The sequence below is a fragment of the Ruegeria sediminis genome, from assembly GCF_005938215.1.
GTDB classification, from domain to species: Bacteria; Pseudomonadota; Alphaproteobacteria; order Rhodobacterales; family Rhodobacteraceae; genus Ruegeria; species Ruegeria sediminis.
In genome coordinates, this window is sequence record NZ_VCPD01000005.1 from 86,256 (window position 1) to 107,056 (window position 20,801).

A 20,801-nucleotide genomic window follows, 5' to 3' on the forward strand; every position below is an offset into this window, starting at 1 on the left:
GTCTAATCACCCATCAATGCCGGGTCGAAGGGGTAAGTGGTCAGGTTCTCGAACCCGTTTTCTGTGATCAGCACCTGATCCTCGAGCTTGATCGAGAAATCGCCGCCGACCGCGCCGACGCAGGCCTCGACACAGAGCACCATGCCGGGCTCCAGCGGGTAGTCGTAGGCGCCCTCGACCGCCTTGTCCGGATAAGAAACCAGCGGCCACTCGTCGCACAGGCCGACACCGTGCATGAGGCAACCGTATTTCTGTTCCTGGAACTTGTCGTCTAGCTTGTGCGCGTTGGCGGTCAGTTCGGGGATCATAACGCCGGGCTTGAGCATCTCCATGTTCGTCATGATGTGCTCGTGCGCGTGGCGCATGGCGTAGATCATGTCGGCGCGGGGCTTTTGGTCGCCGATCCACCAGGTCCGCGAAATGTCGATGCACATGCCGTAGGACCCGATCAGGTCCGTATCGAAGGCGATGATCTCGTTCTTCTGCGTGATGCGGGGACCGCATTCCTGGAACCAGGGGTTCGTGCGCTGGCCCGAGGCCAACAGGCGGGTTTCGATCCATTCGCCGCCGCGGCGGATGTTCTCCGCATGCAGAACGGCCCAGATATCGTCCTCGGTGGTCTTGCCGTCGCCTACATTGGCGCGGGCGAATTTTTCCATCTCGGCCACTGCGGACTCGCAGGCGTGATGGGCGCATCGCAACGCAAGGATTTCGTCCGGCCCTTTGATGGCGCGGGTCTTTTCGGTGAGTTCCTCACCCTCCATGATCTCGAAACCCTGCGCCTCGAGCGCGCGCAGGCCGTGCAGCATGATCTTGTCCACGGCCAGACGTTTGTTACCGGGCGCATGTTCCTGCATCAGGACACGTACCTCGTTCGAGAACACGTCGGCGGCCACGTCCATCTTGTCGCCGCGGTCGAAATAGAAGAGGTCCGCGCCGGAACGTTGCTCGCGCACCAGCGGATTGAATTTGGACAGGAAGGGCGAGTTCTTGTAGTCCCAGATCACCATGTAGCCGTCGGCGCACAGCAGAACTGCCCGGAACGGGTTGTGGGTGTTCCACAGCTGCATGTTGGTGCTGTCGGTCGCGTAGCGGATGTTGAGCGGGTCGAACATCAGAAGACCGCCGTAGCCGCGATCGGCGATGCCTTGGGTCAGGCGTTTCCAGCGGTGTTCCCGCATCCTTTCGAGGTTGGGCAGCACCAGTCCGGCGTCGGCCCATTCGGCGAAGGCAAGTTGCGTCGGACCGATTTCGATCCGATCGTTGTCGTTCGGCGTCCCGTCGCCCAGCGTGGTTCCCCGGGTGGGGTCGATCTTGCGGATGTCTCGGTAATGTTGGTTCACGGCTTGCCTCCCTGGTAGCGCCGCCAGACTGCTTTCCAGAAGACGTGAGGTCGCGGCGGATTGCGACGGTCTTTTCGTCGTTTTTGGGCCGACATGCGACATTGGGGGTGTTAAGCCCGGTCCGATGACCGAAATTCTTCAGAAATCGATTCCCTACAATCCGCTGACAGAACGCCCACTGCCCGGCATCCAGCCAACCGCAATGGATGACTGGTTGCAGCAGGATGACGCCTTTGCCGAGCAGATGGCGAAACGCGAGCGGCTGTTGTCGGAGAGGCGCGGAGAGGTTCTGGCCCTGCACGAAAGCGCCATGCCGGCTGCCCTGGAACTGCTGGAACTGGTGCTGGCAAAGACCTATCCCGGCGCAGCGGATCAAGTGACGCGCGCCGACGGGATCAAGGTGCGGATCGATCGCACAAAGCCTTTGGAAACTTTGTGCCTGCTGGTGCAAGAGGATTTCTGCATCCTGCAGAAGCAGGAGGCCGAGCATGTGCTGACCGGCGCCATCCTGTGTTTTCCGGCCAGTTGGAAGCTGTCCGAGAAATTCATGCGCCCCCTGATCGGCATTCATGATCCGGTCGCCAGCTACGACGACGACATCGCAAAGCGCGTGCAGCGGCTGTTCGACGGGATCCAGCCGGGTCGGCCGCTATGGCGGTTCAATGCGCTTTGGTACGAAGATGCAGAACTGTTCCAACCCCGCAGCGCCAGCGCACCGCGCCACGTGCGCGAGCGGGCCGGGGCGAAGTTCCTGCGCAGCGAAAGGCAATGTCTGTTGCGACTGCCACAAAGCCGTGCGGTCGTGTTTTCGATCCACACCTATGTGCTTGCGGCCAGAACAGTCCCCGAGCCATAAAAAAAGCCCCGCCGAATGGCGGGGCCGCGCCGGGGGTCGGTGCGCTAGAGGCCCAATGCCGAGGTGACATCGGCCAAGGCTCCGCTGCTTTGCAGCAGAACCAGTGCGGCCGTGTATGAGAGCACCTGAGTATTGAGCCGGAAATCTTCGCCCCGGATCAGGTTCACAGCCGCCATCGAAAGGGCGACGGGGGCTGAGAGAAACGCGACCACGCCCGTCATGCCCCAACTGGTCAGCCGTTGAATGTCGAGTTGCAGCTTGTCCTCGAGGGCCTCCGTTTCTGGCGCGCCCTCGTGGTGGTCCTGCCGGAAGGCCAGCGTCAGAAGAACCTGATCCGTCACCTCGATGGGGCGGGTATCCCCGACAGGGACCTCGGGCATTTGCGGATGGTCCGCGAATGCCTCGGGTTCCTGAACATCGGATTTCCATCCGGCGAAACGCCCGCTGACAGAGGCAAATGCCTGTTTGCGTCCGCGCTGGCGTCGGGGCGTGAGCGTGTCGAATGCGCTCATGAACTGCTCGATGGTCAGCACCGTACTGGGGGAAAGCCATTCCACATGCTGAGAGGCGCATATGTCGACCATCCGGTAGAGCATGACGACCAGCATCAGCTCTGAGATTTCATTGTCGTCCAGAAGGTTCGAAACCGGCGACATGCTGATGACCAACCGGTTCTTGCTCCGGTTCGCCGGTTTTCTGACCAGGGTTTTCAGGCCCACCGTCCGGTCCAGCCTTTCGAACCGGTCCTCGGGTACCGGCACTTCGGCGTCCAGGCTCAGCCGCACAAGGTACTGGCTGGAGACGATGCTCGCCTCGGTTGCGGTCAGAAGGGACTTGCGCTCGACAAGATGCCCGTAGTCTTGAAGGGTCGCCGCAACGATCTGGCTGAAGCGTTCCAGCGCTTTCTCATCGTCGCCATGGAATACCAGGCCACCATGGTACCTGTTCTTCGGTGTCACAGCGCAAATCCTCCAATACGTGTATTGACGGGAAAAATCCTACCCGCCGATCAGGGAGAAATTTTGACCGAATTGGAAAGATCTGGATTTTTCGCCGGATTGATTACGTATTGGAAACCAATGAACAATGGCGTTTCAGTGCGGCGCATGGCGGCTTTGTGGCGGAAATGCGGCGGACAAAGGAGAGTGTGGGCGCAATTCAGCCGTCGATTCGACTCGCCATGATGGCTATCGCCTGCTGGTAGACACTTGCGCCGTTCCATTGCTGTATGACGGCGAAATTCGGCTCGCCGGGCTGATAGCCGCGCCCGGGTTTCCAGCCCTTCTGGCGCAGGAAATTCGCGGTCGAGGCAAGCGCGTCGGTCATGTTGTAGAAATCGACGCGCCTGTCACCGGTGGCGTCGACCCCGTAGACAAGCGCGTTACCGGGCAAAAATTGTGTATGACCCAGCTCGCCATGTTTGGCGCCCTTGGTCGACATCGTGATGCTGCCCTGGTCCACCAGCTTGAGCGCCCCGATCGCGTGCGGGATAAAGAACTCGGACCGGCGGCAATCATAGGCCAGCGTGGTGATCGCCGAGACGACCTGGCTGTCGCCCATGAAGCGTCCGAACCCTGTTTCCATGCCGTGTATGGCGATCAGGATACCCGCCGGAACACCGTATTGCCGTTCCAGCGCCGCGTAGAAATGCGGGTGCTGCGCCTTGCGCTTGCGGCCTTGCGCGACGATGACATCCGCCCCGCGCACCTTCATGAATTTGTCCAGCGAATACCTGAAGCTTTTCTGGTTGCGGTCCGCCGCGATCGTCGCCGTCGAATACCGGGTCTGCGCCAAGGCGCGCAGTCCGGTCTTTCCAACACCGGCACGTTTCGCCTCCGCGGCGAAATCTTCTTTCCAAGCTTCGAATCCGGCGCCGGTGTTGCCGCACGGGGCCGCCGATGGTGTGACGGGGGTCAACAGAAGGATGACCGCCAGAGCAGAGAAAAATTCGCGCATCTAACTTATCCATCTAAATGACTGTAATGGTACCGGTTGCCGCGCCTTGGGCAAAGAAAAATTCTCGCGAGCGGCGCTTGACTGGGCGGAGCAAAGCCGCACCAGACGCAACTCAACGAAAAAGGGCGCCCTCGCGGGCGCCCTCGATGTTCCGAGCCGTTGGACGGTCAGCAGCTGTAGTACATGCCGTATTCGACCGGATGCGGGGTGTGCTCGTACTTGTGCACTTCGTCCATCTTCAGATCGATGTAGCCCTGGATCTGGTCCTTGGTGAACACGTCGCCCTGCAGCAGGAAGTCGTGATCGGCGGCCAGGCATTCCAGCGCCTCGCGCAGGCTGCCGCAGACGGTCGGGATGCCGACCAGTTCTTCGGCGGGCAGGTCGTAGAGGTTCTTGTCCATCGCCTCGCCCGGATCGATCTTGTTCTTGATGCCGTCCAGACCGGCCATCAGCAGCGCGGCAAAGGCCAGGTAGGGGTTTGCCGACGGATCGGGGAAGCGGGCTTCGACGCGCTTGGCCTTGGGGCTTTCGGTCCACGGAATACGGACGCAGCCCGACCGGTTGCGTGCCGAATAGGCGCGCAGAACGGGTGCCTCGAAGCCCGGGATCAGGCGCTTGTAGCTGTTGGTGCCCGGGTTGGTGAAGGCGTTCAGCGTTTTGGCGTGCTTCAGGATGCCGCCGATGTACCACAGGGCTTCGTCCGACAGGTCGGCATATTTGTCACCGGCAAAGAGCGGCTTGCCGTCTTTCCAGATCGACATGTTGACGTGCATGCCCGAACCGTTGTCGCCGTAGATCGGCTTGGGCATGAAAGTTGCCGACTTGCCATAGGCATGGGCCACGTTGTGGATCACGTATTTGTACTTCTGGATCTCGTCGGCCTGCTTGGTCAGCGTGCCGAAGATCAGACCCAGTTCGTGCTGGCACGAGGCCACTTCGTGGTGGTGCTTGTCCACCTTCATGCCCAGACGCTTCATGGTCGAAAGCATTTCCGCACGCAGGTCCTGCGCCTCGTCGATCGGGTTCACGGGGAAGTAGCCGCCCTTGAGGCCCGGACGGTGGCCCATGTTGCCCATCTCGTAATCGGTGTCGGTGTTCCAGGACGCGTCGGTTGCGTCGACCTCGAAGGACACCTTGTTGATGGTGTTCGAGTAGCGCACGTTGTCGAACAGGAAAAACTCGGCCTCAGGGCCCATGTAGGCCACGTCGCCGATGCCGGAGGCTTTCAGGTAGGCTTCGGCTTTCATTGCAGTTCCGCGCGGATCGCGCTCATACGGCTCGCTGGTGTCCGGTTCGACAACCGAACAATGGATGCAGACAGTCTTTTCCGCATAGAACGGATCGACATAGGCGCTGTCGGTGTCGGGCATCAGCTTCATGTCCGACGCCTCGATCGACTTCCAGCCGGCGATGGACGAGCCATCGAACATGAAGCCTTCCTCCAGGAAGTCTTCGTCGACCAGGTCAGCCACGATGGTCACGTGCTGCAGCTTGCCGCGCGGGTCGGTGAAGCGGATGTCCACATATTCGGCATCCTCTTCCTTGATCAGCTTTAGAACTGCGTCCTTGCTCATTCTTTAAAGTCCTCTGCTTGAGTTCTTGGTTGTTTGGTTACAGCGCGTCCGAGCCGGATTCACCGGTCCGGATGCGGATGGCTTGTTCGACGGGCGAGACGAAGATCTTGCCGTCGCCGATCTTGTCGGTCCTGGCCGCGCTGATGATGGCCTCGATCGCGGCGTCGACCTGATCGTCGTCCAGTACCACTTCGACCTTCACCTTGGGCAGGAAATCGACGACGTATTCCGCGCCGCGATAGAGTTCGGTGTGGCCCTTCTGGCGACCGAACCCCTTGACCTCGATCACGCTCAGGCCCTGGACACCCACGTCCTGAAGCGCCTCCTTCACTTCGTCCAATTTGAACGGTTTGATGATCGCTTCGATCTTCTTCATCGGGAGATACCTCGCATGCTTGTCAGGCTGGCTCAGATCACGTCTATGCTGGGGCGGCAATGCGATTGCGGAAACGGCCCGGCTGAGGTGTGGCTAAAAATTAGACGAGAGGTCAAGTTTTGTGCGAGTTGCACAAAAAACGCGCGAAAATGAATCGCGAGGAGGCTTGAGATGACGGAATTGCTGACGGCGGCGCAGATGCGAGCGATCGAACTGGCGGCGATCGAGAGCGGCGAGGTGACCGGTCTGGAGCTGATGGAACGGGCCGGGCAGGGCGTTGTCGAGGCGATTTTCGAGGAATGGCCGGATCTTGGCGAGAGACCGCAGCGCGCGGTGGTATTGTGCGGCCCCGGCAACAATGGCGGCGACGGGTTCGTGGTTGCGCGGTTGCTGAAGGAACGCGGGTGGGACGTGGATGTGTTTCTGTATGGCGATCCGGAAAAGCTGCCGCCGGATGCAAGGGCGAATTTCCAGCGGTGGCTGCAATTGGGCGAAGTGCAAGATCTGGCCGATGCGCCAGAGCCATCGGAGGACGCGGATCTGTATGTCGATGCGCTATTCGGGACCGGCCTGACCCGTGCTTTGACAGATGTTGTCCGTGACAGGGTCGTCAGGTTCAATACGGCGCCGGCTGTAGCCCGGAAGACTGTGGCAGTAGATATTCCTTCGGGCTTGTGCAGCGACAGCGGCCGGGTGCTGGGGGATGGCGCCTGCGCCCCGCGAGCCGGGCTAACCGTGACGTTTCATGCGCGAAAACTCGGGCATGTGTTGGGTGCCGGACCCATGTTTTGCGGAAAGGTGGCCGTTGCCGATATCGGTTTGCGAGCCGGAAGTATGGATGAAGTCGCGACACTGACAGGCAAGCCGGATCCGGATGCCGGGTTGGTCAAGCCGGGCGCAGGGCAGAAATACGTCCACGGCCATGCTCTCGTGCTTTCCGGCGGCCCCGGCAAGACCGGGGCCGCGCGGCTGGCGGCGCGGGGGGCGCTGCGGATAGGCGCCGGGCTGGTGACGCTGGGGGTGCCGCCCGAAGCGCAGATGGAGGTGGCGGGCCATATCACGGCGCTGATGCTTCGGCGCGTCGACGGGGCCGAAGGCTTGGCGGAAACACTTGTGGACGAGCGTCTGAATGCGCTTTGCCTGGGGCCGGGGCTGGGCCTTGAACGGGCGCGGGAACTTGTGCCTGTCGTCCTGGGGCAAGGCGAGGTTAAACCCCGGCCAACGGTGCTGGATGCGGATGCGCTTACGGCTTTTGCCGACAGGCCGGATGAATTGTTCGGTCTGCTGCATGATACATGTGTCCTGACCCCGCATGGAGGAGAATTCGCCCGACTGTTCCCGGACCTAGCAGAACGGCTCAAAGAGGTACCCACCAAAGGCCCCGCCTATTCCAAGGTGGATGCGACGCGGGAAGCGGCGAAGCGGGCGGGTTGTATCGTGCTGTTCAAGGGGGCGGACACGGTGATCGCGGCGCCGAATGGGCGTTGCTCGGTCAATTCGGCGCACTACGAACGGGCAGCGCCGTGGCTTGCCACCGCCGGTTCGGGCGATGTTCTGGCGGGGTTTGTCACTGGCCTGCTTGCGCGCGGGTTTGCCCCGATGGCCGCGGCCGAGACGGCGGCGTGGCTGCATGTCGAATGTGCACGCAGCTTTGGTCCGGGGCTGATCGCCGAGGACCTGCCTGAACAGCTGCCAGCGGTTTTCCGGGATATGGGTTTGTAGATCCGTTGCTTGCGCGCAATGCTCAAAGGCCAAGCCGGCCAGTTGTTGCGAGTTTCTGGGAACCTGCATTGGATTTCCGTTAGAACTGAAGGTACGAGTTTCGCAATGGCGAAACCGAAGCGCGCGGCGGGCGGATCGGTGGACGCCGAGCCGCACCAAACCGGGTGAAACCGGACATTCGTATTGAACGGGAAATCTGTCGCGTGCCGAATTTGACGTCGAAAACCCGGACAGCCGCCACCGTTGCCATTGCTGTATTCGGCTCGGCCGTCCCAGCCTTTGCAGAGTTGAAATTCGACACGAAATTCGGCGGTCATGTTTCGTTCTACGGGCAGTTCGACCCCGCCTTGATATCGGTTGACGACGGGCAGCAGACAAATACCCGCCTTCTGGACAACGCGCTGTCCAACAGCCGACTTGGATTGCGATACTATCGGCCTCTTGGTGAGCGCGAGTTCATGTTTCGCTTCGAGACCGGGTTGCGCCTGCCGAGTTCGGCGGAGTGGGATCAGAATGGCAGCTTCTTTTCCGGATGGACCATCGATGATATCCGGCATTTCGATTTTTCGCTGAAAGGCCGGTGGGGCAAGACCTCGCTCGGACAAGGATCCATGGTGTCAGATGGGGCGGCGACGATCGACCTATCCTATGTCGGGTTGGCGCTTTATTCGTTCACGAATGATGAAAACACGTCCTTCATCTACCGGGATCCGGCGGGCGCGCTGAGCGGCCCCACGATCAGGGACACGGCCGACAATTTCGACGGCAGTCGCGGTTGGCGCGCGCGCTACGACACGCCAAAGTTCAATGGTTTCACCGCGGGTGTTTCCGGGGGCGTGGCCTGGGGCCAGAACATTCTGGATCTGAGCGAGGATGACGACACGCTCGACCTTGGGGTTTTCTACGCAAATACCTTTGAGGGTGGCGTTCAGTTTGCGGCCGGCGTTGCCTATGCCCGACGTGCCCGCGACGACAACACGGGAACCCGCAAGGACACGATGGGGTCGGCGTCCGTCCTGCTGCGGAACGGCCTGAGCTTTACCGTGGCGGCGGGCAGGCGCGAGGACGACAAGGTTGGCGCCAGCAACCCCGAATATTGGTACGGCAAGGTCGCCTATGAGGGGCAATGGCTGACCTGGGGCAAGACCGGCGTAGGCGTCGACTACTACAGCGGCCGGGATTTCGTGAACCAGGGTTCAGATACTCATGCCTGGGGCATTGCCCTTGTGCAGAAGATCGAACGCATCAACACGGATGCTTATTTGAAGTACAGAAGCCATGTTTTCGACGACGGCACGACGCGCTACCAGCGGAACCAAACCTGGGTTCTGGGAGCGCTGTGGAAGTTCTGAACCGGGTCTGTACGCGGCGCAATAGCTGTTTGGTCCGGGGCTTTGCAAAGTGATTATTGCGGGCATTTGGCCGGCAAATGCGGGCCGAAGCGGCACTTGGCCCTTGCACCTGCGCAGCATGGCAAATAGAAGGCGTCAAATTTGCCCGGCGCGCGGTTTCGCGCGCCCCGAATCCTATGGGGACTACCATAATGCAGGTTACCGAGACGCTGAACGAAGGTCTGAAACGCGGCTACAACATCGTCGTCACTGCGGCCGAGCTGGACGACAAGGTCAACGAGAAGCTGACCGAGGCGCAGCCGGATATCGAGATGAAAGGCTTCCGCAAGGGCAAGGTACCGATGGCGCTGCTGAAGAAACAGTTCGGCCAGCGTCTGTTGGGCGAGGCGATGCAGGAGACCATCGACAGCGCCATGAACAAGCATTTCGAGGACAGCGGCGACCGTCCGGCGCTGCAGCCCCAGGTCAAAATGACCAACGAGGATTGGAAAGAGGGCGACGACGTCCATGTCGAGATGTCCTACGAGGCGCTGCCGGAAATCCCCGAGGTCGATCTGAAGTCGATCACGCTGGAAAAGATGGTGGTGAAAGCCGACGATGCGGCCGTTGACGAGGCTCTGAAAAGCCTGGCCGAGACTGCTCAGGACTTCAAAGCACGCCGCAAGGGTTCGAAAGCTAAGGACGGTGATCAGATCGTCATCGATTTCGTCGGCAAGGTCGACGGTGAGGCCTTTGACGGCGGCTCGGCGGAGGATTACCCGCTGGTTCTGGGCTCCAACAGCTTCATCCCCGGCTTCGAGGATCAGCTGGTCGGCGTGAAGGCCGAAGAGGTGAAGGACGTCAACGTGACCTTCCCCGAAGAGTATGGCGCCGAGCATCTGGCGGGCAAGGAAGCCGTGTTCACCTGCACCGTCAAGGAAGTGAAGGAGCCGGTCGCCGCCGAGATCGACGACGAGCTGGCCAAGAAATTCGGCGCCGAGGATCTGGCGGCGCTCAAGGCGCAGATCGCGGAGCGTCTGGAAGCGGAATATTCCGGCGCCGCCCGTGCGGTCATGAAGCGCGGCCTGCTGGACGCGCTGGACGCCAAGGTCAAGTTCGACCTGCCGCCGTCGCTGGTCGAGGCCGAAGCCAAGCAGATCGCGCATCAGCTGTGGCACGAGGAAAACCCCGAGGTTCACGATCACAACCACGGCGAGATCGAACCGACAGAGGAACACACCAAGCTGGCCGAGCGCCGTGTGCGTCTGGGCCTGTTGCTGGCCGAACTGGGTCAGAAGGCAAAGGTCGAGGTGACCGATGCCGAGATGACGCAGGCGATCATGAACCAGGCCCGCCAGTACCCGGGGCAAGAGCGTCAGTTCTTCGAGTTCATCCAGAAGAACGCCCAGATGCAGCAGCAACTGCGCGCGCCGATCTTCGAGGACAAGGTCGTCGACTATGTCTTCGAACTGGCGCAGATCAACGAAAAGGAAGTCGGCAAGGACGAGCTGCAAAAGGCCGTCGAGGCGCTGGAAGAGGAGTGATCCTCTTTCCTCACCGGCAGGGCCGGATTTGCCGTCGTGCGGATCCGGTCTGACTGGCAAAGGATTGATTTTCGTTGGATGGCAAGCCCCCGCTCAGGGGGCTTTTTCTTTCCGCAGACCGGTCCCAGACCTGAAACACGGAGACAGCGAAAACAGAATAGCGCGGAGCCGCCGGAAATTCGACGGCTCCGCCTGGGTGGCTTTTGTCCTTATGAGGTGAGGGGGTCAGGCCTCAATAGCAAAAGCACGGGGGGTATTGATAAGAGCCTGTCTTTGCTCTGGGGTGAAGGTGTCCGAAAGCGCCTCGATCAGCTTGAGAACGGCCTGTACTTCGGCTTCGGTCTTTGCCTCGCGCATCTGCTCGACAAAATACCTTTCCAGGGTGCTGAGCGGTTTGTGATCCCGGTTGGCGGGGCTGGTCTCGGCCGCCTTGGCCGCGGCCACCTTGCGTTCGAACAATTCCAGCGCGGCGTCTTCTTCCAGGAACACGTCGTGGTGAATTCCCGCGAAGTCGCGCACCCTGTTGATCCGTTCCTCGGTACAGTCCAGCAGCGCGGCGAGCGCGGGAACCTTGCCCATCGGAACCGTCTTGCCGACATAGTCGTAAGGTGCGTTGTCCGAACGTTTGAGCACCCTGTCCATCACGGGGTCGATGACCGTCACGATGTCCTGGATACCTGCGCTGCGCGCATATTCGAGCGAACCGATCATCAATTCGCAGGTCGCGTAGGAAACCGAGTTCTTGTCCTTGCCGCGGTTCAGGCGCTGCGTGTCGACACAGAACCGGGTCGATTCCCACATGGTCGCGCTGCGGATGGGCGGTTCGCCGTCCAGAATGGCGCAGAATACGTCGGCCAGCATGTGCGGCCCGGTGGTCTGAAGCGCCCGCACGGCGGCGACGACATTCCCCTCGTCGTCGAGACCGATAACGTAGGCGGGATCAAGGTGGTCGAACTCGTCGATCTCCTTGCCATCCTCGATCTTGACATCCCAGCCGAGACGGCCGCCGAAAACCCTGGCCCTCAGTTCAAACATCTCGTCCACGATGCCTGTGAACATGTGTCTGTTTAAGCCATCAACTACGATGATCATGTTATCCCCCTTCCGAGTGGTGTGTCCGTATACCAATCGTTATCCAGATTTGATTCTGAGACTATTGGGGGTTTCCCGTATTCCGCCGGATTTTTTTATTAACCAGGGTAGATTAGCCCGATCCCGATGGCCCTGCCGACTGCCTGAGGCGTTGTCAGGGCATTCAGTTTCTCGCGGCTCGAGCGCAGATGCACTTCGACGGTCCGGTGTGAAATCGACAGAATGTCGCCGATATCCTGTTGAGACTTGCCCGCTGCGACCCATTGCAGGATCTCCAGTTCGCGGCTCGACAGGGTCGGATGATAAAGGATCCTGGTGACGGCATCAGAGGCCATGACCGAGTCATGGATATGCACGGCCATCGACTGCAGTTCGGTGATCACGTTGGATACGAGCTTCTTCCACTCGTCACGGCTGCATTCGCGCGTGGCGCTCAGCAAACCGATATCGCCATAAGGGCCGCGCACGGGTATGGTCAGGCCCTGATCGCCGATGCCGAAATCGTTGGCGTCGCGAAAGACACGCTGGAAATCCTTGTTGCGTTCCAGACGGCTCCAGTCCACCGGCGCAATACTGCGTTGGCTCATGTGCAGGGTAGGGTCGATCATGTGAAAGCCCTGTTCCTGGTAATGGGCCTTCCAGTCGTCGCTGTAGGTGACATGTCCATGAATGGTTCCGGCCGCAGGGTTCATCCCGGCATAGGCGGCATTATCCATCTCGAATTTTTCACAGACCTGCCGCAGAAACTCGGTGTACTGAGTCTCCGGCTGCGGAAGCGTGCTGAGGTCGACAATTTCCATTTAGCTAGTACCGAGACAACTTGCGTTGCCAGCTTTATCGCACCCACAACCACCCAGACGCCAGTGTGTGCTTCCTACGTTTCCCTGACGGAAAGCAGAACAACACACTTTCGTTTTCATGACAAGCTGAAGTAGGTTTTGTCCACGCGGTACTGTTGTATGTATGTTTCTCTTAGTGTTTGTGGCTGTTTAATATAGATTTTTTGACGCATTTTTAGCGTTTCACGCAATGGTTGTTCCGGTTCCAGTGTGGGGCAATCGAAGAATTCTCTGGGACTATGACCGTGGATTTTCGACCGTTTCGGGGAATTCGCACTCGTTTCTTGGCTATGTATCGGCCTTCCTGAGGCCCACTTCGACCAGCATACCGCGCTTCTTCGCCTCGTAGTAATAGCCGCGGGCGTAGAGTGAAATGGCGCGTTGCTGATCGCCGTCGGACAAAAGCCAAGCCCCGCGCAGGTATCTTCCCGCAAACTGAAGATTGGTGTCGGCGTCCAGAAGACCTTCGGGCGAGCCGCGATACCCCATCGATCGGGCCGTCGCTGGCAGGATCTGGAGAAGCCCGTAATATGGTCTGTTGACGGCCCAGGGGCGGTGCGTGCTTTCCCGGATGGCCAGTTTGTGGACCAGTTGGCGGGGCAATCCGTAGAAGTCGGCCCATTTATTGATAAGGCGGCGCAATTCCGGGGTTTCGTTGGGATAGAGCGGAGGCGAGAACGGCTCGTTCCGGCTGCTCAGTCGATCGTTGCTGCTGGTGCATGCCGTCAACACGGCAGAGCCCAGCATAGCCATCACGGTGCGGCGGGGCAGGTTTCGCATGAATGACCTCCGTTTCGGCGGGCATCATAGGGGGATGTCGACTCATCGCAAGGTAGAGTTCCGGCGATGTGCCGTTTCCCGCCGAAAGCCGCCGGGCTGCAAGAAAAAAGGCCGCGCAAACACTGCGCGGCCTTTCGGAAATGAAGGTGCAGACCCTATCAGGCCTTTTCTTCGCCTTCTTCGGCGGTTTGAGCCGCCAGAACTTCGTCCTCGGACGCGGCAGAGCCGATGTCATCGAACAGTTCGGCGATCTCGAATTCAGCCGCGGCCTCTTCTTCAGCGGCCATTTCCTGGATCGATTTGCCCGAAGCCTGCAGTTCGGCTTCTTCCTGAGAACGGGCCACGTTCAGCTTGATTTCGACCTCGACCTCGGGGTGAAGCTTCACGGCGAGGCTGTGCAGACCGAGTTCCTTGATCGGGGCGACCAGGACGATCTGCTTTTTGTCGACGCTGAAGCCCGCGGCGGTCGCGGCGTCGGCGGCGTCACGCGGGGTGACGGAGCCATAAAGCGCGCCGGCGTCCGATGCCGAGCGAATCACGATGAACTGCTGACCGTCCAGCTTTTCGGCCAGAGCCTCGGCTTCTTTCTTGGTTTCCAGGTTGCGCGCTTCGAGCTGCGCCTTCTGGGCTTCGAAGGAAGCGATGTTGGCTTCGGATGCGCTCAGGGCTTTGCCCTGGGGCAGCAGGAAGTTGCGGGCAAAGCCGGGCTTGACGTCAACGACGTCGCCCATCTGACCCAGTTTCGCAACGCGTTCCAAAAGGATGACTTGCATGGGTTCGGCTCCTTACTTCACGGCGTAGGGCAGCAGGGCGAGGAAGCGGGCGCGCTTGATCGCACGAGCCAGCTCACGCTGCTTCTTGGCCGATACGGCGGTGATGCGCGAAGGAACGATCTTGCCGCGCTCGGAGATGTAGCGTTGCAGCAGGCGAGTATCCTTGTAGTCGATCTTCGGCGCGTTATCACCCGAGAACGGGCAGACCTTGCGGCGGCGGAAAAACGGTTTTGCAGCCATGGTTTGGTGTCCTTTCCTCAGGCGGTGATCAACGGCGCTCGCGGCGCGGTTCGCGCTCGTCGCGCTTCTGCATCTGGACCGAAGGGCCGTCTTCGTGGCCTTCGACCTTGATGGTCAGAACGCGCATCACGTCGTCATGCAGACGCATCAGGCGTTCCATCTCCTGCACGGCGCCGGCGGGGGCGTCGGTCTTGAGGAAGGCATAGTGGCCCTTGCGGTTCTTGTTGATCTTGTAGGCCATCGTCTTGACGCCCCAGTACTCGCTGTCGACGACCTTGCCGCCGTTGTCCGCGAGGACGGTGCCGAAATGTTCGATGAGGCCTTCGGCCTGCGCGTTGGACAGGTCCTGACGCGCGATCATGACATGCTCATAAAACGGCATGTTTTCTCCTGTTTCTATCGAGGCGCATTTCATAGGCGGGGCCATTTCCCTTTCGCGACCCTGCCACGAGAGGCTGCGCGGTTCATGAAGCTTTGCGAAAGGATGGCCCCATATACACGTTTGAGCGCCGCGGGCAAGCCCCCGCAGAAATGTCCCTGGGGTGCCGCCCTAATACCTTTGGGCTGCCCAATTGCTGACGCTTTTCGGCTCAAAGTTGAAACCATGCGGGGAAAAACCCGGAGTTCAGGCAACTTTGTATCGGGGCGAGAAGAGTAATGACCGTTATGAACACAAACACACTCACTCAGCCGGTTTCGGCGCCGGCTTATGAGACGAGCGTTCCAGTCAAGATCGCATTCGCTGCGAACTGGCGCGCGCGGCTGATCCTGTTCCGGGCGCTTGGCGCCTTTCTGATCATGAGCGCCTTCGCGATGTGGGTGCTGCCGGGTTCGGCCTTCGGGGCCGAAGTGCTGCCGATCAAGGCGGGCGCATCCTTGCTGTATCTGATCTTCGGGGTCGTCCTGCTGACGCTGGAATTCGTGGAAAACCGGCCCGACGCCTTTTTCGATCCGATCCGTCGCGAAGTGCGCGTTCTGCAGAAGAACGAAAACGGACGCCCACAGACCGTCTTGCGCCGCAGCTACGACACCTTGGGCGGTGCGAGGTTTTCGGATCGGCAGGTGGAACTGTTCGACATGGACGGCAGTCTGCTGATGAAACTGCCGCTGCCGTCGGCAGAGGTCAGCCACGCGCTGAAGGGACAGCTGAGCGGGTCCGTCATGATTTCACAATGACTTGCCGGGTGTTCATCTAGTCACAGAAACTGTGAGAGAATGAAGATTGCGTGCCGCCTTCGGGCGGCACATGTCTTTTCAGGTGCACCCCTGCAGAGGTGCATCGCATAGCAATTCATGGAGCACATCTGATGAAGCCCTTCCTTCTGGCGGCCGCGTTGGCAACCACCACTGCCGCCGCAGCGACTGCCGCACCCGTAAAGTACAATCTTGACCCCAGCCACAGCCAAGTCGTGTTTGTCTACAACCACCTCGGTTTTTCGAACACGACCGGCATGTTCTCGGGCTTCGAAGGTGAGATTCTGTTCGACCAGGAGAACCCGGAAGCTTCGAGCGTTTCAGTCTCGATGCCTGTCACGTCGATGTTCACTGGCTGGGAAGCCCGCGAAGAGCATTTCATGTCGGCGGATTTCTTTGGCGCGGCAGAAGGTGACCTGGTCACGTTTACCTCGACCGGCATCGAGGTGACGGGGGAAAACACGGCCAAGATCACCGGCGACCTGACCATGAACGGTGTGACCAAGCCGGTTGTTCTGGACGCGCGCCTGAACCAGGTTGGCGATCACCCGATGGCGGGCAAGCCCTGGGCCGGGTTCGACGCGACGACCACGCTGCTGCGCTCGGATTTCGAAGTCGGCAAATTCGCGCCTTACGTCAGCGATGAAGTCGAAGTCCGGATTTCGGTCGAGGCGATGAAGGCCGAGTAAGCCTGAAAACCCTGCGACACCGACCGCCGGTCCCGGAAAAGGGGCCGGCGTTTTTCATTGTGCAGATGGCCCGATTGCGAACAGGCCTCATTATTGCAAGGGCCGTCGTTGGCTTCCGGTCGTATCCGCCGCAAGCTCTCGTCCACGGGTGGCGGTCAGTTCGACCGCGATCTCGACCGCGAAGGCGAGCGAGCTTTCATCCGGCATGGTCTTTCCGATACCGAATTCAAGGCGGTCCACGACAAGGCTTGCTGACATGGTCGCGGTATCGCCTTCGAGCTGCAAAGCGAAAGGCAGCGTAATGTCGATGCTATGGCCTCGGATGGTCAGTGGGCCCCGAGCCTCATATCCCGTTTCCGTCTTGAGGATCTCGCCCTTGAAACTGGCGGTCGGGAAGCTGGCGTGATCGAAGAAATCGGGACCCATCGCCTGATCCGTGACAGTTCCGAGCGACAACGAACCGATGGCCACGGCTACTTCGACCGTGCCTGCCGGTCCGGGTTCCGGCGGGTCGTCAAACGTGATCGCAGCGGTCCAGTCGCTGAATTCGCCGGTGACCGGGGCGCCAAGCTGTTTCACGGCGATGGAGAGAGAACCGTCCAATACCTGCCAGTCTGATTGCACTTGATCCAGGCGGGCATCTGCGCGGCTGGCGGTGTCGTGGGCAGGGAAAGCGCCGGTCAGGATTCCGGCACCCAATGCGATGCACCAGACGACGAGGGCGGACACGGCCGGCAGGGCGCTGTGGCGTTGTGCGGGCGGCTCGCCGGCGACCGCGCGGCCGGGAAGCATCCGGCGCAGGGTGGCATCGCGGTCGATCACGTGATGCTTGACCGCTCCCAGAATGTGGAGGGCAAGCGCGACGACCAGCACCCAGACCAGGATGCCATGCAGGCCCCCGGCAAATTCCGCGAGCGGCGCGGATTTGGCGACCAGTGGCAAGTCTTGCCCGAACGGCCACAGGATCGGCGCATAGCCTTCGGTCGCGGCGTGATGGACCCAGCCGGACAAAGGAACAAAAACGAGAGAGCCGTAGAGCAGCCAGTGGACGGTTTCGGCGGCAAAGGACTCAAGCCGCTTATCAGCGTTCAAAAGTCCCGGTTTGGGTTGCGTCTGAGCCCAGAGGATTCGGGCCAGGGCCACGAAGAAGATGGCGACGCCGAGGGTTTTATGGAGGGAAAAGAAGCGTACGGCGTTGGCGATCTCGGCGGGGGTCGAGGCGCGCGACGGGTCATTGATCGCCTCGGCCAGGTCATTGGCAATCCAGCCCAGGGGAATCACCGTCAGGATGAGCAGAGCGGTCAGCCAATGGAAGGTCTTGGCGATGCCTCCGTAGCTGCGCGGCGTGTTGGAAAGCGGCATTGGGTGCGGACTCCTGTCGTCTTGCTGTTGGCAATCTAGGCAGGCAAGGGTGGGGCGCAATGGCGTCAAGCGCACAGGAAACGTGTCTGTATGCAGAGCTTGTGCCGCGGGCGTTGGCGGTTTACACCGCGCCGCAACCCAACGTCACCGAAGAGGTCGCAATGACAATCGCATTCGTTTTCCCCGGGCAGGGTGCCCAGACGATCGGAATGGGCAAGGCGCTGGCCGATGCCTATCCGGCAGCAAAGGCCGTGTTCGACGAGGTAGATGAGGCACTGGGAGAGAAACTCAGCAAGCTGATCTGGGAAGGCGAGATCGAAGAACTGACCCTGACCCAGAACGCTCAGCCCGCGCTGATGGCGACCTCGATCGCGGCGCTGCGCGCGCTTGAAGCAGAAGGTATTTCGGTCTCCAACGCGTCGTTCGTGGCGGGGCATTCTCTGGGCGAATATTCGGCGCTGGCCGCTGCCGGCTCACTGACCGTCGCGGATACCTCGCGGCTGCTGCGCACCCGGGGTCAGGCGATGCAGAGCGCGGTGCCCGTGGGCGAGGGTGCAATGGCCGCCATTCTGGGACTGGACCTTGAGGCTGTGCGCGCCGTTGCCGATGAGGCCGCGCAGGGCGAAGTCTGTCAGGCCGCGAACGACAACGACCCGACGCAGGTCGTGGTCTCGGGGGCGAAGGCGGCCGTGGAACGGGCCGCGGAAATCGCCAAGGACAAGGGCGCAAAACGCGCGATCATGCTGCCGGTGAGCGCGCCGTTCCACTGCGCCCTCATGCAGCCCGCGGCGGACGTGATGGCCGAGGCGTTGGCCGGCGTCGCGATCAAGGCGCCGGCGGTTCCACTGATCGCCAATGTTCGCGCCGAGACCGTGACCGACCCCGACGTGATCCGGCAGTTGCTGGTCGAGCAGGTGACCGGGTCGGTCCGTTGGCGGGAAAGCGTGCAATACATGGCGGCGAAGGGTGTGATCGAAGCCTGGGAGATCGGAGCGGGCAAGGCCCTGTCCGGCATGATCCGCAAGATCGATCGCGCCATCGAATGCAAGGCGGTTGGCTCTCCGGAGGACGTGAAGAAGGTCGCCGAGGGCGACGCATAGGTTTCGATAAGGAATTTGGGTCGCGAGGAACCAACTTCTGCGCCCGGAAAGGAAAAAACATGTTTGACTTGACTGGAAAGAACGCGCTGATCACTGGCGCATCCGGCGGAATTGGCGGCGATATCGCGCGCGCGCTGCATGGTGCCGGCGCCACGGTTGCGCTGTCGGGCACCCGGGTCGAGCCGCTGAAGGCGCTGGCCGATGAACTGGGCGACCGGGTGCATGTCCTGCCATGCAACCTGAGCGATCCGCAGGCGGTCGAGGCGCTGCCCAAGCAGGCCGCCGAGGCCATGGGGTCGGTCGACATCCTTGTGAACAACGCGGGCATCACGAAGGACAACCTTTTCATGCGGATGTCCGACGACGAATGGCAGAGCGTCATCGACGTCAACATGAACGCGACCATGAAGCTGTGCAAAGGCGTGCTGCGCGGGATGATGAAGGCGCGTTGGGGCCGGATCGTCAACGTTTCGTCGGTGGTGGGTGCAATCGGCAACCCGGGGCAGGCCAACTATGCTGCCGCGAAGGCAGGGATGGTCGCCATGGGCAAGTCGCTGGCCTACGAGGTGGCGACGCGGGGAATCACCGTCAACGCGGTCGCGCCGGGTTTCATCACGACGGCGATGACCGACAAGTTGACCGATGACCAGAAGACCAGCCTCTTGAAGCAGGTTCCTGCCGGGCGGATGGGAGAGTCATCGGAAATCGCGGCCGCGGTTCTCTATCTCGCGAGCCCGGAAGCCGGATATGTGACTGGCGCCACCTTGCATGTGAACGGCGGTATGGCCATGTTGTAAGCGCAATTCCAGGCGGATGCGAAAGCGTTTGCCTCTTGCGTTGTCTGTGCTATAGGCGGCACATGTTTGCGGGGGCTGTTCCCATGGGTCGGCTCTCTCTCCCCGGGCATCCGGGACCCAAACCGCCCGGAACGGGCAAAACAAAGCCACCCCGAGCGGGCAAGGGCAGAACCGGGCACAGCGCCCTGAAGGAATGAGGATAAGACATGAGCGACGTCGCAGATCGCGTGAAAAAGATCGTTGTTGAACACCTGGGTGTTGAAGAGGACAAAGTGACCGAGAACGCGTCCTTCATCGACGATCTGGGCGCAGACAGCTTGGACACCGTTGAGCTGGTGATGGCATTCGAAGAAGAGTTCGGCATCGAGATCCCGGACGACGCGGCCGAAACCATCCAGACCTTCGGCGACGCAGTGAAATTCATCACCGAAGCTTCCTGAGTTTCGATGTGAGATCAAAGGCGGCGCTTCCGGGCAACGGAGGCGCCGTTTTTCTTTGCCCGGTCGAAATCCGGCTTGCATGCTCGCCCTTCGCTTTGCACTCTGTCGCCGAGGCAGAAACGATCGGCGCGGGCAGGGCATGATACGATCCACCCCGATGATAAACACGGCGCGTCTGACGCTATGCGCGATGCGCCCGGAAGATTTCAAGCGGTACGCCGAAATATGGAGCGACCCGCAAGTCGTGCGCCATGTCGGCGGCAAGCCGCGCTCACGCGGCGAGTCCTGGAACGCGTTCCTGCGCAATGCCGGACATTGGCACATGACGGGTTTCGGTCAATGGGGCGTGGTGCTGCAATCGACGCGGCGCATGGTCGGGCAGGCAGGGTTCTTTTACGGAAACCGATGCCTGGGCGAGGATTTCGACACCTTTCCCGAAGCCGGATGGGTCCTCGCGCCCGAAGCTCAGGGGCAGGGCCTGGGATTCGAGGCGGCACAGGCCGCGCATGACTGGTTCGACCGCGTGATCCCGGGGCCGTTGGTGGCGATGATCGAAACCGCGAACGCCGCTTCGATCAAGCTCGCCGAGAGGTTGGGTTACAAAGTCATGCGCGAAACCGAATGCGACGGAGCATCCGTGCATCTGCTGCGCCGGAACGGTCCTCCGGCGAGGATTTGAACCTCATTCCGACGCGTCACGACGCAAATGGTCCAGACCATGCCGAAACCGTGCGATGTGCGCGAATCCCGCTGCTATATGGTATGCTGGAAATCAACGGCGAATGGGCGGAGG

The 20,801-nt window shown here is 60.8% G+C and carries 22 protein-coding genes; 10 read left to right on the forward strand and 12 right to left on the reverse strand.

Annotated features, from left to right (window positions below; translation table 11 throughout):
- Window positions 1-2: 2 nt before the first annotated feature.
- Window positions 3-1,343: a dimethylsulfonioproprionate lyase DddP gene (gene dddP, locus FGK63_RS14620; RefSeq protein WP_138843546.1), complete on the reverse strand. Its 1,341-nt coding sequence runs from the start codon at window positions 1,341-1,343 to the stop codon at window positions 3-5.
- A 124-nt stretch (window positions 1,344-1,467) separates the two neighbouring features.
- On the opposite strand from dddP, the gene FGK63_RS14625 reads away from it, so the two are divergent.
- Window positions 1,468-2,199 (forward strand): heme-dependent oxidative N-demethylase family protein, encoded by a 732-nt coding sequence (locus tag FGK63_RS14625; RefSeq protein WP_138843548.1) that lies wholly within the window; start codon window positions 1,468-1,470, stop codon window positions 2,197-2,199.
- Window positions 2,200-2,243: 44 nt separating this feature from the next.
- Here the strand turns inward: FGK63_RS14625 and FGK63_RS14630 are convergent, their stop codons facing one another.
- The 4 genes from FGK63_RS14630 to FGK63_RS14645 form a co-directional block, all read right to left on the reverse strand.
- Entirely contained in the window at window positions 2,244-3,158 is a 915-nt protein-coding gene (locus FGK63_RS14630) for a hypothetical protein (RefSeq protein WP_246044043.1), read from the reverse strand.
- A 199-nt stretch (window positions 3,159-3,357) separates the two neighbouring features.
- Window positions 3,358-4,155: a lytic murein transglycosylase gene (locus tag FGK63_RS14635; RefSeq protein ID WP_138843552.1), complete on the reverse strand. Its 798-nt coding sequence runs from the start codon at window positions 4,153-4,155 to the stop codon at window positions 3,358-3,360.
- Window positions 4,156-4,322: 167 nt separating this feature from the next.
- Window positions 4,323-5,729: a type I glutamate--ammonia ligase gene (gene glnA, locus FGK63_RS14640; RefSeq protein ID WP_138843553.1), complete on the reverse strand. Its 1,407-nt coding sequence runs from the start codon at window positions 5,727-5,729 to the stop codon at window positions 4,323-4,325.
- A 37-nt stretch (window positions 5,730-5,766) separates the two neighbouring features.
- Entirely contained in the window at window positions 5,767-6,105 is a 339-nt protein-coding gene (locus tag FGK63_RS14645) for a P-II family nitrogen regulator (RefSeq protein WP_138843555.1), read from the reverse strand.
- Between the two features lie 171 nt (window positions 6,106-6,276).
- On the opposite strand from FGK63_RS14645, the gene FGK63_RS14650 reads away from it, so the two are divergent.
- The 3 genes from FGK63_RS14650 to tig all read left to right on the forward strand — a co-directional run bounded on the left by FGK63_RS14650 (window position 6,277) and on the right by tig (window position 10,702).
- Complete coding sequence (locus FGK63_RS14650; protein WP_138843558.1) at window positions 6,277-7,827, forward strand: NAD(P)H-hydrate dehydratase; 1,551 nt, start codon at window positions 6,277-6,279, stop codon at window positions 7,825-7,827.
- 203 nt (window positions 7,828-8,030) lie between these two features.
- Window positions 8,031-9,179: a porin gene (locus FGK63_RS14655; RefSeq protein ID WP_246044044.1), complete on the forward strand. Its 1,149-nt coding sequence runs from the start codon at window positions 8,031-8,033 to the stop codon at window positions 9,177-9,179.
- Between the two features lie 191 nt (window positions 9,180-9,370).
- Entirely contained in the window at window positions 9,371-10,702 is a 1,332-nt protein-coding gene (gene tig, locus FGK63_RS14660) for a trigger factor (RefSeq protein ID WP_138843560.1), read from the forward strand.
- A gap of 225 nt (window positions 10,703-10,927) precedes the next feature.
- Here the strand turns inward: tig and FGK63_RS14665 are convergent, their stop codons facing one another.
- The 6 genes from FGK63_RS14665 to rpsF all read right to left on the reverse strand — a co-directional run bounded on the left by FGK63_RS14665 (window position 10,928) and on the right by rpsF (window position 14,808).
- Complete coding sequence (locus FGK63_RS14665) at window positions 10,928-11,794, reverse strand: acyl-homoserine-lactone synthase (protein WP_138843562.1); 867 nt, start codon at window positions 11,792-11,794, stop codon at window positions 10,928-10,930.
- 98 nt (window positions 11,795-11,892) lie between these two features.
- Window positions 11,893-12,594, reverse strand: coding sequence for a LuxR family transcriptional regulator (locus FGK63_RS14670; protein ID WP_138843564.1), 702 nt, complete (start codon window positions 12,592-12,594; stop codon window positions 11,893-11,895).
- Between the two features lie 327 nt (window positions 12,595-12,921).
- Window positions 12,922-13,413: a transglycosylase SLT domain-containing protein gene (locus FGK63_RS14675; protein WP_171052660.1), complete on the reverse strand. Its 492-nt coding sequence runs from the start codon at window positions 13,411-13,413 to the stop codon at window positions 12,922-12,924.
- A gap of 158 nt (window positions 13,414-13,571) precedes the next feature.
- Window positions 13,572-14,186: a 50S ribosomal protein L9 gene (gene rplI / locus FGK63_RS14680; RefSeq protein WP_138843566.1), complete on the reverse strand. Its 615-nt coding sequence runs from the start codon at window positions 14,184-14,186 to the stop codon at window positions 13,572-13,574.
- A gap of 12 nt (window positions 14,187-14,198) precedes the next feature.
- Window positions 14,199-14,426: a 30S ribosomal protein S18 gene (rpsR, locus tag FGK63_RS14685; RefSeq protein WP_005982441.1), complete on the reverse strand. Its 228-nt coding sequence runs from the start codon at window positions 14,424-14,426 to the stop codon at window positions 14,199-14,201.
- 28 nt (window positions 14,427-14,454) lie between these two features.
- Entirely contained in the window at window positions 14,455-14,808 is a 354-nt protein-coding gene (gene rpsF / locus FGK63_RS14690; RefSeq protein ID WP_138843568.1) for a 30S ribosomal protein S6, read from the reverse strand.
- 275 nt (window positions 14,809-15,083) lie between these two features.
- Here rpsF and FGK63_RS14695 point away from each other — a divergent pair, with 275 nt between their 5' ends.
- On the forward strand, window positions 15,084-15,602 hold the full coding sequence (locus FGK63_RS14695; RefSeq protein WP_138843570.1) for a hypothetical protein: 519 nt from the start codon (window positions 15,084-15,086) through the stop codon (window positions 15,600-15,602).
- A gap of 131 nt (window positions 15,603-15,733) precedes the next feature.
- Window positions 15,734-16,309, forward strand: a complete 576-nt coding sequence (locus FGK63_RS14700; RefSeq protein ID WP_138843572.1) for a YceI family protein — start codon at window positions 15,734-15,736, stop codon at window positions 16,307-16,309.
- Window positions 16,310-16,399: 90 nt separating this feature from the next.
- On the opposite strand, the gene FGK63_RS14705 is transcribed toward FGK63_RS14700, so the two are convergent.
- A complete protein-coding gene (locus tag FGK63_RS14705; protein ID WP_138843574.1) occupies window positions 16,400-17,671 on the reverse strand; it encodes a cytochrome b/b6 domain-containing protein in 1,272 nt (423 codons plus the stop codon).
- Window positions 17,672-17,832: 161 nt separating this feature from the next.
- On the opposite strand from FGK63_RS14705, the gene fabD reads away from it, so the two are divergent.
- The 4 genes from fabD (at window position 17,833) to FGK63_RS14725 (ending at window position 20,687) form a co-directional block, all read left to right on the forward strand.
- On the forward strand, window positions 17,833-18,771 hold the full coding sequence (gene fabD / locus FGK63_RS14710; protein WP_138843576.1) for an ACP S-malonyltransferase: 939 nt from the start codon (window positions 17,833-17,835) through the stop codon (window positions 18,769-18,771).
- Window positions 18,772-18,830: 59 nt separating this feature from the next.
- The gene (gene fabG / locus FGK63_RS14715) at window positions 18,831-19,568 is read left to right on the forward strand and encodes a 3-oxoacyl-[acyl-carrier-protein] reductase (protein ID WP_138843578.1); all 738 of its coding nucleotides are present in this window, start codon (window positions 18,831-18,833) and stop codon (window positions 19,566-19,568) included.
- Window positions 19,569-19,774: 206 nt separating this feature from the next.
- Entirely contained in the window at window positions 19,775-20,008 is a 234-nt protein-coding gene (locus FGK63_RS14720; protein ID WP_028091986.1) for an acyl carrier protein, read from the forward strand.
- Between the two features lie 139 nt (window positions 20,009-20,147).
- Complete coding sequence (locus FGK63_RS14725) at window positions 20,148-20,687, forward strand: GNAT family N-acetyltransferase (protein ID WP_138843580.1); 540 nt, start codon at window positions 20,148-20,150, stop codon at window positions 20,685-20,687.
- Window positions 20,688-20,801 lie beyond the last annotated feature (114 nt).

Coding starts and splice junctions, on each gene's coding strand:
- FGK63_RS14625 (WP_138843548.1), top strand. CDS start 1,468: ATGACCGAAATTCTTCAGAAATCGATTCCCTACAATCCGCTGACAGAA.
- FGK63_RS14635 (WP_138843552.1), bottom strand. CDS start 4,155: ATGCGCGAATTTTTCTCTGCTCTGGCGGTCATCCTTCTGTTGACCCCC.
- glnA (WP_138843553.1), bottom strand. CDS start 5,729: ATGAGCAAGGACGCAGTTCTAAAGCTGATCAAGGAAGAGGATGCCGAA.
- FGK63_RS14645 (WP_138843555.1), bottom strand. CDS start 6,105: ATGAAGAAGATCGAAGCGATCATCAAACCGTTCAAATTGGACGAAGTG.
- FGK63_RS14650 (WP_138843558.1), top strand. CDS start 6,277: ATGACGGAATTGCTGACGGCGGCGCAGATGCGAGCGATCGAACTGGCG.
- tig (WP_138843560.1), top strand. CDS start 9,371: ATGCAGGTTACCGAGACGCTGAACGAAGGTCTGAAACGCGGCTACAAC.
- FGK63_RS14665 (WP_138843562.1), bottom strand. CDS start 11,794: ATGATCATCGTAGTTGATGGCTTAAACAGACACATGTTCACAGGCATC.
- FGK63_RS14670 (WP_138843564.1), bottom strand. CDS start 12,594: ATGGAAATTGTCGACCTCAGCACGCTTCCGCAGCCGGAGACTCAGTAC.
- FGK63_RS14675 (WP_171052660.1), bottom strand. CDS start 13,413: ATGCGAAACCTGCCCCGCCGCACCGTGATGGCTATGCTGGGCTCTGCC.
- rplI (WP_138843566.1), bottom strand. CDS start 14,186: ATGCAAGTCATCCTTTTGGAACGCGTTGCGAAACTGGGTCAGATGGGC.
- rpsR (WP_005982441.1), bottom strand. CDS start 14,426: ATGGCTGCAAAACCGTTTTTCCGCCGCCGCAAGGTCTGCCCGTTCTCG.
- rpsF (WP_138843568.1), bottom strand. CDS start 14,808: ATGCCGTTTTATGAGCATGTCATGATCGCGCGTCAGGACCTGTCCAAC.
- FGK63_RS14695 (WP_138843570.1), top strand. CDS start 15,084: ATGACCGTTATGAACACAAACACACTCACTCAGCCGGTTTCGGCGCCG.
- FGK63_RS14700 (WP_138843572.1), top strand. CDS start 15,734: ATGAAGCCCTTCCTTCTGGCGGCCGCGTTGGCAACCACCACTGCCGCC.
- FGK63_RS14705 (WP_138843574.1), bottom strand. CDS start 17,671: ATGCCGCTTTCCAACACGCCGCGCAGCTACGGAGGCATCGCCAAGACC.
- fabD (WP_138843576.1), top strand. CDS start 17,833: ATGACAATCGCATTCGTTTTCCCCGGGCAGGGTGCCCAGACGATCGGA.
- fabG (WP_138843578.1), top strand. CDS start 18,831: ATGTTTGACTTGACTGGAAAGAACGCGCTGATCACTGGCGCATCCGGC.
- FGK63_RS14720 (WP_028091986.1), top strand. CDS start 19,775: ATGAGCGACGTCGCAGATCGCGTGAAAAAGATCGTTGTTGAACACCTG.
- FGK63_RS14725 (WP_138843580.1), top strand. CDS start 20,148: ATGATACGATCCACCCCGATGATAAACACGGCGCGTCTGACGCTATGC.